General features: G+C 52.4%; 13 protein-coding genes. All 13 read left to right on the top strand.

What is annotated here, in order from left to right:
- Window positions 1–4: 4 nt before the first annotated feature.
- Entirely contained in the window at window positions 5–1,144 is a 1,140-nt protein-coding gene (locus tag J2Z18_RS10275; protein WP_210094645.1) for a major capsid protein, read from the top strand.
- Window positions 1,145–1,203: 59 nt separating this feature from the next.
- Window positions 1,204–1,572: a hypothetical protein gene (locus J2Z18_RS10270; RefSeq protein WP_210094644.1), complete on the top strand. Its 369-nt coding sequence runs from the start codon at window positions 1,204–1,206 to the stop codon at window positions 1,570–1,572.
- A 9-nt stretch (window positions 1,573–1,581) separates the two neighbouring features.
- Window positions 1,582–1,971 carry a hypothetical protein gene (locus tag J2Z18_RS10265; protein ID WP_210094643.1) on the top strand — a complete coding sequence of 130 codons (390 nt, stop codon included), beginning with the start codon at window positions 1,582–1,584 and terminating at the stop codon, window positions 1,969–1,971.
- Window positions 1,968–2,294 (top strand): hypothetical protein, encoded by a 327-nt coding sequence (locus tag J2Z18_RS10260; RefSeq protein WP_210094642.1) that lies wholly within the window; start codon window positions 1,968–1,970, stop codon window positions 2,292–2,294. Before J2Z18_RS10265 ends, J2Z18_RS10260 begins: the two co-directional genes overlap by 4 nt.
- Window positions 2,281–2,733, top strand: a complete 453-nt coding sequence (locus J2Z18_RS10255) for an HK97 gp10 family phage protein (RefSeq protein WP_210094641.1) — start codon at window positions 2,281–2,283, stop codon at window positions 2,731–2,733. Before J2Z18_RS10260 ends, J2Z18_RS10255 begins: the two co-directional genes overlap by 14 nt.
- A gap of 2 nt (window positions 2,734–2,735) precedes the next feature.
- On the top strand, window positions 2,736–3,143 hold the full coding sequence (locus J2Z18_RS10250) for a minor capsid protein (RefSeq protein ID WP_210094640.1): 408 nt from the start codon (window positions 2,736–2,738) through the stop codon (window positions 3,141–3,143).
- Between the two features lie 2 nt (window positions 3,144–3,145).
- Window positions 3,146–3,697 (top strand): hypothetical protein, encoded by a 552-nt coding sequence (locus tag J2Z18_RS10245; protein WP_210094639.1) that lies wholly within the window; start codon window positions 3,146–3,148, stop codon window positions 3,695–3,697.
- A 78-nt stretch (window positions 3,698–3,775) separates the two neighbouring features.
- Window positions 3,776–4,183: a hypothetical protein gene (locus J2Z18_RS10240; RefSeq protein WP_210094638.1), complete on the top strand. Its 408-nt coding sequence runs from the start codon at window positions 3,776–3,778 to the stop codon at window positions 4,181–4,183.
- Between the two features lie 20 nt (window positions 4,184–4,203).
- The gene (locus J2Z18_RS10235) at window positions 4,204–4,485 is read left to right on the top strand and encodes a hypothetical protein (RefSeq protein ID WP_245255923.1); all 282 of its coding nucleotides are present in this window, start codon (window positions 4,204–4,206) and stop codon (window positions 4,483–4,485) included.
- Between the two features lies 1 nt (window position 4,486).
- Window positions 4,487–8,977 carry a hypothetical protein gene (locus J2Z18_RS10230; protein WP_210094637.1) on the top strand — a complete coding sequence of 1,497 codons (4,491 nt, stop codon included), beginning with the start codon at window positions 4,487–4,489 and terminating at the stop codon, window positions 8,975–8,977.
- Window positions 8,978–9,514: a phage tail domain-containing protein gene (locus J2Z18_RS10225; protein WP_210094636.1), complete on the top strand. Its 537-nt coding sequence runs from the start codon at window positions 8,978–8,980 to the stop codon at window positions 9,512–9,514.
- A gap of 7 nt (window positions 9,515–9,521) precedes the next feature.
- Window positions 9,522–9,959, top strand: a complete 438-nt coding sequence (locus tag J2Z18_RS10220; protein WP_210094635.1) for a phage tail fiber protein — start codon at window positions 9,522–9,524, stop codon at window positions 9,957–9,959.
- 13 nt (window positions 9,960–9,972) lie between these two features.
- Window positions 9,973–12,717: a hypothetical protein gene (locus tag J2Z18_RS10215; protein WP_210094634.1), complete on the top strand. Its 2,745-nt coding sequence runs from the start codon at window positions 9,973–9,975 to the stop codon at window positions 12,715–12,717.
- Window positions 12,718–12,725: the final 8 nt, after the last annotated feature.

Raw genomic sequence — 12,725 nt, 5'->3', positions numbered from 1 at the left:
ATATATGATTAAGTCGTATAAATTGCGTTACAAACTGGATCTGCAGACCTTTGCTGGCTATGATCCGATCGATCTGACACTGGATGAGGCTTTGACCGGGGAAGACCTGCTCGTTTATTCCCGGAACCTCGAGGTGTCTAACGAGTATCTCCACCCTGTGTTGTTCCCACCACAGGAAACTGACGAATTGACGGTTGACATTATTAAGGACAGTGGATCAAAGTTGCCCGTTATGGCACAAATCGCTGAGCTGGGTACCGAAGTTGAATACGGTTCTCGTGAAGGCCTGACTGGAAGTCGGGTGACCATTCCTAAAATTCAGCGCGGTCGTTATATGGACGAGAAGTTGGTCCGGATGGCGCTTCAGGCCTCGCAGAGTTATGGTCTGCGGGACGCGGAGCGTAATAAGCTACGACAGGAGCAATTGAATGACGCGCAGTACGCTGTGGATGCCATCCAAGCTCGGAAGGAATGGATTGCTATGACCAGCGTCTGGAGCGGTGGTGTCAATTACGTCGAGGATAATGTCCGGGTCGTAGTCGATTACGGGTATACTCCTGCACAAAAGCCGGTGCTCACTGGCACGGACAAGTGGGATGACATTGAAAACTCGAAGCCGCTGGACGACATTCAAGAATGGATTGATGCTTGGGCTGATATGGGTATTGCGCTTAAACGGGCTATGACAAGCAAAAAGGTTATTACACTGTTGCGACGTAACCTTTCGATCCGACAACATTATCACGGCAACCCTAGCGGAAATGCACGTCCGCCAGAGCTTACTCGAGCACAATTACAATCGGTGTTTGATGAGCTCGAATTTCCGGCATTAGTCGCCTATGACACTCAAGCCCGCACGGAAGACCGAAAACTTACAAATGGAAAGCTCAGCTTTACAACCGTGCGAATGATGCCGCAAAACCGTTTCGTGCTGCTTCCTGACGGTCCACTAGGTAACTATTTGTGGGCTAAAACAACTGAGGAAATGATGTCCGAGATTGAACCTGTTCAGACGGGAGATATGGGTATCTACGTATTCCGTGATATCACCAAGAACCCGATCCGCCTGCGTACTGCTGGCGTTGCCTTATCCTTCCCGGCATTCGCCTGGGCAGATAGTGTAGTTTCGGCAACAGTATATTAAGGAGCTCTTTTGAAGGGCTCCTTTCCTTATTCCCAAACAAAAGTGAAAGGATGATCGAATTGGATATCAAACTGACGGGTGTCGTCAAATACAGCGGCAGGTGGCGAAATCCCGGAGAAGTATTGCGTAAGGTGGATGAAGAGGTGGCGAAAGAAGTAATTGCAGCCGATGCTGCAGTGGAAATCGAAGCGCAACCGGACGAACACGATACGGAATTGCACGAGCTCAGGGAAAGGGCGAAGGAGCTGGGCGTACAAAACGCCGGCCGTCTTGGTGAGGCCAAGCTGAAAGAAGGCATCGCCGAGAAGGAGGCTGAGCGCAAGCTCAAGGAACTGCAGGAAAAAGCGTTTGAACTTGGTATCGCGGATGCTTATGAAAAGGATGCTGTGACGCTCGGCAAAGAAATCGAAGCAGCCGAACAGAAGTAGGTGATAGGTATGGATCCTCAAGAGGTGGGCGCTTGGATCTCGGCCAATATGCTGGACACGGACGCTTGGGATCGTGCCACGGAGAAGAAGCAGGCCGTCGCTCTCGTCCAGGCTGAGCGGAAACTGGCTCGCTGGTACCCTGACATTACTCCGATGGCCGTTTCGATCGTTGCATTTCAAACGGTATGGGAGCTGCAGGGGATCGACCCAGCGCTCAAGTACCAGAAGCATAACGTCAAGACGGTGACGGATAATGGTGAGTCGATCAGCTACAAGGATGGTGAGCGTCCTGACGTTGCCCCAGACGTTCGCGCCTTGCTCGGGCCTACCGCAGACGAACTGGCCGAGGAGGCAGCCGAAGAAGCGGCGCAGCGGCAGTATGGCGGTGTCTTGATATGAGCCTGTTTGGATACCCGGCTACGGTGACGCATTGGCACGTTGGAGGTAAAGACGACTGGGGAAGGCCGCAGCCGCCTACCAGTGCCGTCAAGGCGGCGAAGGTGGTCGAGGAGCAGCGTTTGATCCGGAATGCCCGCGGCGAGGAGATTATGATCGGATACGAGATCCATCTGGAAGGCCCGCAAGCCGTCACCTTCGACGATTATTTTGAATATGAGAATGAACTCGGCATGAAGATCCGCTGCGATGTCGCTCATTTTGAAGTCAGGAAGTATCTCGGTACCGACGACGTGAAGAAGGTGATTGTTTATGGCCGACCATAACTTGTTTAGCTTCAGCCTCGAGGGGATTGAGGCAATGGTCGATCGGTTGGAGAGGATGGAGGACGATTTGGATCGCCGCTTGGAGACCGTGCTGACCCGACTGGCCTTAAAAGTAATCCATGATGCGAAGCGACTGGCCCCGATCGATGAAGGCGATCTAGAGGCTGCTCTCGTCATAGGTGAGGTCAAGCGAGCGATTACGGGGATGTACATTGACATGGGGACAAGCCCTGAAGTCGATGGATACGCTGTGGTCCAGCATGAAGGCTTCCGTCGCACGAAGAGTGGAACGGTCGTGGAAATGACGCCTGGCGAGAAGACAAGGAGCAAACCGTCTCATGGAGGCTATATGCCGGGGAAGAAGTTCCTGGAGAACGCCCTGAAGATGAATGAAGACATCATTCTGCAGGAGCTGAAGAGCGTCCTGGAGGGTGAATAAACATGCTCGCAAATGACTTGATTACGTATCTGACAGATGCCGGTTTTTCCGTATTTCCGGACCCTAACTTCATTCCGGCAGAACTGCCCGAAACCAAACTTCCCTGCCTGTTCATTTTCGGTACCGGAGGCTACGCTCCGCATGAGTATGTACCAACCGAGCGGCCGACCTTTCAGATTATTGTGAAGGGAAAGTCGTACAAAGCGTTGCCGGAAAACATGGCGGGCGCAGAGTCGCTTGCCAAGCAGCTGATCAAGCTGCTGCATCGACGGAGCAATTACATGGCCGGTAACGCGCATGTCTATTCCAGTACAGCCGTTCAGTCGAGTCCGATACCGATCGGACTCGACGACCAGGACCGGCCGATGTATTCAACCAATTTTGTATTTTATGTTAAGGAGGAACAATAACCATGAGTGATGTAAATCAGATTTACGCAGGCCCTGGTATTTTCGAATGGGGCGTGGGCGAAGACGGCTTGCTTGAACCCGACGGCATCGTCATCGATTTGACCCAAGGCGGCATCACGTTCGCCACGACGACAACCTATTTCGAGCCGACCACGGACCAGACTGGTACGGCTCCGGTCAAATCTATTTCGACGGGAACGACCGGGTCCATTGACTTTGAGACGCCAGACATGGACTTCGAAAAAGTCATCAAATACAACCCCAACTCTTCGAAGGTTGTTGACGCTACCGATCCGGATAAGGTTAAGTACCAGGTCACCGGATTAGCGGGCAAGGAACTTCCTCGTCGCCGCGCCGTGATCAAGCCGCAGGGGGTTTTGGATCCAGCACGGTATATTTATATTGAATCTGTTGGCATTAAATTCGACATGAACGCGGCCTTTGTCCTGGACAACAACCTGCGCTTGACCGTTTCGGCAATGGCTTACCCGTCGCTTACGGCAACGCCGAAAGGTCTGCTCTATACATGGGGCGACATTACAGCAACGGCATAATCGATTCTTACGCAAGGAGGGGGCTGATCATCAGGCCTTCTCCTTTTTTCTTATTTCCTGAGAGAGGAATGATCAAGGATGTTTAACCTTGGAAAAAAAGAGCATGTCATGCTTGGCAGCAAGCGGGTTATGATCCCCAAGCTAACCCGAAATCGACTCAAGAAGCTGACGGACCATATTGGTACCATTGGCGATTACCTCGTTAAGCTTTTCCTGACTCCTGAAAATGATCGAGCGGTGTTCATTGTGGCCGCCGCGGACGTTACCATAGATGAAATTTATGAATTGACTTCGCTCCTCAGTGATCTTCCCCTCGAGTATCTGGACGAGCATGCCGCCTTAGGGGAATGCACGGAGTTTCTCCGGCTGACTTGGGAAAAGAACGACATGAACGAAGCTCTAAAAAACTTGAACGGCCTGATTCCTCCGATAGCGCAGCAGTTCATTCAGAGCATCGTCAAGCGGATGGATCGGGCCGACGTTTAATAACCTACGATGAATTTGTTTTGCGCTGCTGCGCGGTGCTTGGAAAGACCCAGTACGAGGTCGAGAACGAGTACTATTTCGTCGACCTTCCTAAGATGCTGATTATGAAGGATCAGACCCGGGCGGAAGAACTGCTGATGCAGATAGACATCGTATCGTACCCTCATCTGGTAGACAAAAAGGCAAGGGAAACGATCGTTAAGCGGATCACCAGCATGCTGCCGAAGCCGCCGGCAGAGTCGCCGAAATCGGCGGAGGAACAATATCAAGCGCAGCTGGCGCGGATGAAGGGAGGCGTGTAGGATGGCTGTGGAGATCGGAGAACTGCGAGCTCGCATGACCGCGGAAGCACAGGGGCTCAAGGCCGAGATTAAAGCCGTGAAAAACGAGATTGCCGGGCTCGGTGATCAAGGGAAGAAGACGGCGACGGATATTAAAAGCATGGACACAGCTTTCAGTAAGATCGGCTCTTCTAAGGACCAAATCACCCGGCTCACGGCGGAACTGGATAATACCAACGCCAAAATTGATCTCCAGCGGAAAAAGCTCAGCGAGCTCAAAGAATCGTATGATAATACGTTTAACGAACAGCGGAAGAACAAGCTGCAGGAGCAGATCCTGAGCACGGAAGCGGCGCTATTGAAGCTGACCCAAAAATCAGACCAGACTGCGCAGAAAATATGGGATCTTGAAGATCAGGCGCAGAAGGCCGGGGATGGCTTGGAGGGATTGAATCAGGTCTTGAAAGAAATCGGTCTTAGCTCTGGCCAGATCGACAAGATCAATAAGGCCATCCAAAGCACCAATCCGGAATTGCTCGAGGAGCAATTAGAGCAGGTCCGGGAGCAGCTTCGCATGATCGGCCTGGATGCCAAGCATATCGATAAGATTGAACAGGAGCTGAAGGAAACGACCCGTGAAGCGAAAGAGACTCAGCGGGGGCTCGACGGTTTAGCAACCGGCTTAACATCCCTTGGAACTGGCATGACCACTATGAAGCTCGCACAGACCATGAAGGTATTGTCTGACGAGGCGCATAAGCTGGCACAATCTTACCAAGGCCTAACAGAAGTGTCTAAGTCGCTTAATCTCGATACAGAGCAGTCGATTGGTCTGGCCGAGGAGCTGTCGGACCGCTGGGGCCTGAGCCGAACAGCCATGGCGGATACCGTAAAGACGTATCTTACTGCCGGATTAACGCTAGAACAAACCAAGGAGATTATGACCGCCACCGCCGACGCTGCCGTATATAACCGGGAAGCGCATCTGACATGGGACGAAGCGATCCGCCAGGTTGCCCAGGGGATTAAGATGGGGAACTCCGATCTGACCGACGCGGCAGGCATTACGACGAACCTGTCCGTGATGTATGACCGATATGCTAAATCCATTGGCACAACAGCGGCTAAGCTGACCGAGGCGCAGAAGATCCAAGCGGCTTACAACGGCATTATGCAGGAATCGGCGATGTTCGCCGGCAATGCGGACTCGGCTATGACCGGTTATACAGGAACGCAGGCTACCTTTAGTCAAACGGTCGAAATGGCTCGTGTGGAGCTTGGTGAAGCATTTCTTCCGATTTTGGAACAGATCATGCAGAAGCTTACGCCGATGATCAAGGAATTTGTGACTTGGGCCGAGGCAAACAAAGAGGTGGTTGCAGGCATCGCTGCAGGTTCGGTGACAGTATTGGGTCTGGTCACGGTTTTGGGAACCTTGACGGTCGCAATCGGGGCCGTTACGGCGGCGCTACGAGCTATGAACATCGCGATGGGGCCAATTGGCTGGGTAGTAACGATATTGTCAGTGGCCGCTGCCGGCGTCGGGGCGTATAAAATGGCTGCTGATGCGGCAGCGGAGTCGGTTTTGACGTTTGCGCAGAACCAGGAAGAGCTGAACAAGAAGCTCGCCGAATCCCCGGCCAACCGAACGGCGGAAGATTTAAAGAAATTACAGAGCGATACGGAGACTCTGAATGCATTATTGGAAGAGCGGGCCAAAGCCCAGGAACGTCTGAACGAAGCTCAAAAGGCGATGCCGACAGACGTTGCTGCCGGAACCCGAATCAGCATCCCTCCCGAAACGATCAAAGAGATGAATGAGGCGAGGAAGGCGCTGGAGGAAATCGACAAGCAGCTCCGAGATATGGATTTCAGCAATGCGGAAGAAGCCGCTGAGGCCCTTAAAAAAATGAGGGAACAAGCAGAGAAATCAACGCCGGCCCTTCTTGATATGGCCAAGGCAGAAATGCAGGATGTTGCGGCCAAGAACAGCAAAATTCTTGAGATGGAGAAAACGCTGAAGCGTTACAAGGAACTGGATGCGGTGCAGAAGGTGGACGAAGCTCAGAAACAGGAGCTTGTGGCGATCACCAACACGCTGAAGAAACAGTATCCAGGCTTACATGCTCTTATGGATGAGGAGGGGAGGATCCGGATCACCAATGTGGATCTGGTCTCTCAACAGATCGACATTGAGAAGAATCTCGTATCGGCCTCCGTTGAGAGCGCCAAGGCGCAGATCTCCAATCTGAAGGAGACTGCTGCTGCTCAAAAGGCAGCTGTCGAAGCGCAAATCAAGAACTACCAGGCTCTTGCCCGGGTGATGAGTTCGATCTCTGGCAAAGCCCTGGATATTGGGATGACCGAAGGTAAGAGCTCTCTCACTCGGGTCGGTGGGATGCTTGGGGGCATCGTGGCCGCCGGCGTACAAGCTCAAGCGAATGCGGCTGCAGCGAAGATGGCGGAGGAGCAAAATAAATACGCTAACGCTGAGCTGGAGGCTGAGCGGGCGCTGAATAATTTGACCACCGGAAACCTGGACGCTTTCGCCTACAAACCGCCGAATTATGGAGGCGGCGGAGAGGCCGATGACGATAAAAAGAAAAAGAAGAAGGAGAAGAAATCGAAAGAGAAAGAAGGCAAGTCAGCAGCCGAGCTTGCGAAGGAACAACGTCAGGCTGCTTTTGACGCGGCGATGGCCACGGCAAGGTACAACGCGGAATTTTACGATCAGACAGCCGAGCAGCAGCTCAAGGCCCTCAAGAAAATCCAAGCGAATCATAAACAGCATTTGAAGGAAACCATTGAGGATCAGCGTGAGCTTAACCTGCAGATGAAACGCCTGCAGGAGGATAGCGCCAAGTCGAATTATGAAGCGTCGGCCACTTGGATCGATCGCCAAGAGCGCAAGATGGAGGAATCGTATAAAAGCGAGGTCCAAATTGCGCAGATGAAGGTAGATACCTGGACGAAAGTCCGTGATCGCTACAAGAAAGACAGCGAGTTTTATAAGTCAGCCGACGAGGAGTTATATCGAGCCCGGAAAGAATTGGCCAAAGCACAGTACGAGGCTTCCTCGGAATGGATTAGCAAAGAAGAACGACGCATGCAGGATTCCTATAAGACCGAGGTGCAGATTGCACAGATGAAAGTCGATTCGTGGACTCGGGTTAGGGACCGGTATAAAAAGGGCAGTGAAGAGTACAAGAAAGCTGATGAGGAGCTGTATCGCGCTCGGAAGGAGCTTTGGCAAGCCCAATTCGCTAACTCGGAGGAATGGATCGCGAAGGAAGAGCGTCGGATGGAAGAGGCCGGAAAAACGGAAAAAGAGATCGAGCAGATGAAGCTGGCTGCTTGGACTCGAGTCCGAGATCGGTACAATAAAAACTCGGAAGAGTACAAACGTGCAGATGAGGAAGTTTACAGGGCGCGAAAAGCGCTGATGCAGGACCTCAAGAAAGAGACGGACGACTTTTTCAATGCACAAAAGAAAAGTCTAGATGATTCATTGAGAGCCGAGCTAGATGCGATCGAAAAGCGCAAGAAGGCCTATGTCGATGCTCAGAATGAGAAGATTAAGGCAATCGACGACTTGATCGCAAAGGAGCAGGAGCTCAATGTCGACGAGGACTATGAGACTGAACTTGCCAAGAAGTTAGCCCGTCAGCAGGAATTGAGCACCGCTGTATCCCCCGAGGGGAGAAAAGCGCTCGCTGACATTACCGAGGAAATCGAGCGGATGCAGCTAGAGCGTAGCCGGGAGCTCCGCAAGCGAGACTTGGAAGACCAGAAACAGAAGCTGGTGGATGAGAAGGGCGAGCGGGAGAAAGCTTTCGACGACGAAAGGCAGGAAACCGAGGCTCGATATGAAGCGCTGAAGAATGCTTTCGAGAATCACCAGAATGACGTGCAATTTATCGAGAATGCGATCAAGGATTTTCGGATCGGTGCCAATGAATCAGCCAACCAGCAGATCCTTGCAGACCTCGATCAGTTCGTTTCGGAGTATAATGCCAAACTGTCCCGGATGGCCGAGGTTTCTGGTCAAAGTAAGACGAGCCAGGCCGAACTGGACCTACAGGAATACAATGCGAATAAGGATGCCTGGGCCGCAGCCAAGGCGCGCGGGGATACGGCGGAAATGGCGCGTCTTACAGCTCGAAACGAGGAACTCCGGAAGTTGTACGGCATTAATAAGGATACCGGCAAGCTGCAGACTTTCAAAGATGGAGGAGTTGTGCAGGGACGCCGCGGGGAGGCGGTACCGGTAATCGCCCATGCTGGCGAGATGTACTTGAACCCGGAACAACAAAACACGCTTTGGAAGTTGGTCAGCGGGCAGGCTGCAGCGCCGATGGCCAGTAAATCTGACCCCGTGGTCATGCAGACGGTCAATCACATCGATATGTCAATCGAAAGAGTTGAGGTGCAGGATCCAACGGATGCCGAGATCCTTTACACTGAACGCGAGCGGACTTACCGACGTCTCGCCATGACAGGGGGTGGGAAATAGATGGACGTATCTGTGAATGGAGAGTGGATTTCCGAAACGGGGGCGGTGCTGGTCCGCCGGAGTATCCCCGGCCTGCCGGAAGCGACGGAGAACACCGTGGAGATCGCCGAGCGGGACGGTGAGGTTGATTTTGGAAGCACATATGGAGCCCGGCCAATTGGCCTGGCTTTTTTTATTACCGGCGACTATGACACCACGGTTTCGTTGCTAATGCGACAATTCAACACCCGGCGCGGCGTTCTGGATCTCGTATTCTCCGATCGGCCGGGCAAGCATTATTTCGCTCAGTACCGCGGCACGATGAGCTGGGATGAGTCCACCGGGAACCGAGTCATTGATATTCCCCTCAAGATGTACGATCCGTTCCCTGAGAGCGATGAGCGGATCACGGAGCTGACCATCACTCGGTCGCCCCAGGTTGTTAATGTCCAGTCGATCGGGGATGAGCGGGCAAGCCCTGTTATTGTACTGACTAACATCGGAACGACCACGCTGCATAGCTTTAAGATTCGAAACGAATACCTCATGGAAGGATGAATGATGCATGAACATGTCCAATTATTTGGCCACGGCTTTGCTGAACCAGGTATTCCGGAACACTGCGTACACCCGGCCGGGCAAGGTCTATTTGGCGCTATACACCAGCAATCCGACGGCAGCTGATACTGGCCAAGAGGTTTCTGGTGGAGGGTACTCCCGCCAAGAAATTACGTTCGGCGCGCCGACTATAGAGACATACAACATCTATCACCCGACGACTGGTCAACGGGTTACGGTGTTGAAGCCGACCATGAAGAACAGCGCTGACGTCGTCATGCCGACGGCCACGGCGGACTGGGGGCAGGTATCCCACATCGGGATCCGGGATGCGGCGACCGGCGGGAACCTGCTCTACTTCGGAGCATTGGAGACACCGCGCAGCATTTTGACTAACGACATCTATAAGATGCTGACCGGTCAAATTGTGCTGACATTGGCGTAAGGAGGGTGTTGTGATGAAGACAATGTATCCGGCGCAAGTCAATAGCCCGGGGACCGAGCTGGCTGCCGCGATCGATGCGACACAGGATACGATCCAGGTCGTGGACGGCTCGGTTCTTCCGGATGCCCCAAACCTACTCACTATTGGGACAGATGAAGCTGCCGAGACGATCCTGTATACCGAAAAGACCGGGGATGAGCTCAGCGGAGTAACCAGGGGATTTCAAGGGACTGCCCAGTCCTGGGCCATGGGAACGAAGGTGGCTCGTTATTTTACCGCATATGATCACGACGCCGCGATCGGTAACATTAGTGAGCTTTCCGCCGGCTTGAACGCGCTTGGCGATGAGACCAAGGACCGGTTCGATATCGAACAGCGCGAGGACGTCGTTCTAAACGCTGGGATGCAGATCCTCAACGCACAGCGTAACGCTGCCTTTTCCTTAGGCGGAATCAAGGGGCGGACGTTGGTGAATCTGCTGGGGCGTAATGGTGGTATGGAGAGTTTAACAGGTATCGGTCTAAGCAACGCAACAGCAGCGCTGGACTCTACGAACAAGACGCAAGGGATTAATGGGTTAAGAGTCACCACGACGGTATCCTCCGCTACTAACAGCGGGATAGCGTATATCCCTATATCGGGATTAAAGGTCGACGGATACTATGTCCTAATTGCAGACGTCAAGAACGGAAATGCGAAAGAGTTATTTGCGGGATGGGGTGGAGCAATTACAGGCAGTTATGCCGGACCTGTTACTGCAAAAGATAAATTTACAACTATCTGGAGAAAGAACAGGCCCAATTCGTCGTCGGGAAATATTGACTTAGCCGTATTGGGTGACGTCAATACTTACGGTTATTACGATGCCGTACGCGTATACGAAATCAGCGCAACCGAATACGCCGCACTCGACACCATGACGCCAGAACAAGTCGCCGCCAAGTATCCATACGTCGACAGCGTTCAGCCTGTGCGGAATCCGTATGCGATCCGGTACGGGGAAAATCTGCTGCCGCCGTTTTATGAGTGGGAAACGACAACCGGGGCTAGCGATGCGCCTTATGCCCATACTATAACGGCTACATCTTCAACATCAGTTAGCGCTGTCTACAAGATGAAGCCAGTTGTCGGCCAATCGTACACATATTCAATCGGGTCGAGGGGCGGCGGCCGGATCGGGTTAGACTTTAGAGACGCGGGAGGTAACATCCTCCTCTCGTCTGGTTGGGTAGACCAAGATTTGATAACGCTTGAAGCGCCTACTGGCAGCGAAATTATGCAGATATTCGTGTCGAGCGGTGGACAGATCGGAACGTTCACTTTTAAGAACCCGATGCTGAACATCGGCACCGGTGCCAAACCGTTCGAACCACGGGAGGACTCTATGCTAGCGTTACAAACGGACTTATACGCAGATCCGCTGACAGGTTCGAATGCTGACGATGTGTTCGAGAAGGATGGGCAGTATTTTAAGCTGGCGAAGTGGAAGGGAAACGCATTAGATGGTGCATTGTCGTATGTAGTTCTTAACAACTATACCGGGTTTAAACGTGTGGCTGTTCCGGTCGGACAACTGCCTTTACCGCTAACCCCACAAAAGTATTGGGCTACTAAGTATCAAGGAAGTTTACTGAGTCTGATTGATACGTCGACGAGGGTAGATGCAGTGGACTATTCAGATACTCATGGCTGGTTGTTGTCTATCTCCAACGCAGACAGCGGATGGGGCGACAACTACACGCCGACAGCCGACGAGATTAAGGCGTATTTTATGGGATACAAGATGTATCCTGCTGGCGGAAGTGGTAGCGCTATTTACACGGGTTCGGGAACAAAAGCGTGGGTATACCGTACACCTTCAGGTTTAGATGGTTGGCAGGATGTTGGAACTACATTACCAACAAGTCCTGCTCCCATCAACGCATATTGGCAACCATATCAACTCGTATACCAACTCGCCACGCCAACGGTCGAACCTATCGTTTCCGAAGGCATGCTGACGTTTAACGAAGGCGATAATCAGGTAGAGGTTGGAACGGGGATTGTGGTTCGGGAGGCGATAAGGCTGTATGACGGCGAGCAACCGGGATACGGGGCTTATTACTATACCAATCATGCAACAATCGGCGGCGGGTCGAAGTGGAAGTATAAGCCGATGAAGGTCTTTTCGTTTTATCGAAACAGTTTAGCGGACGTTAGTTTCGATCCGCCGCCGAGCGGTTCTGATCCGTGGTACCGTATTAAGAAAAGTTTATACGATCCATCAGCTGCCTATTCCGTCACGTACCTGATGCTGGACAAGTCGCCCATCGTCCCATTCAGCGGATCGTACGCAGCTAACGAAAAGGCGATGCTGCAAGAGCTGACCGACGCCGTGCAGCAGAATGCGACCGCGGTTTCAGTGCTGATGAACAAAAAGGCGGATAAGGATCCATCTATTGTTTGGATTACGCCGACGTTACTAAATGGGTGGACTTCCTTCGGGACCAATACAGTCCAATACGGCAAAGATGCTGCCGGGAATGTTCATATCCAAGGTATGGCTGGCGGTGGAGCTGGCGAGCAGCCTATGTTTATACTTCCAGTAGGATTCCGGCCTAAGAGAACACGGCAATGCGTATCGATCGCAGTTAAGGATGGGGTCGTTTCAGCCCCAACTTACGAAATAGCAGCTGATGGCAAAGTCATCCCTTACGGTACGATTGCTCCCACTTGGATGACTCTTGATACAATAACACCATTTCCAGCCGAACGGTAAAGGAGGAT

This window comes from Paenibacillus lactis (assembly GCF_017873605.1).
Lineage (GTDB): Bacteria > Bacillota > Bacilli > Paenibacillales > Paenibacillaceae > Paenibacillus_AQ > Paenibacillus_AQ lactis.
This window is presented reverse-complemented; position numbering and strand designations above follow the sequence as displayed.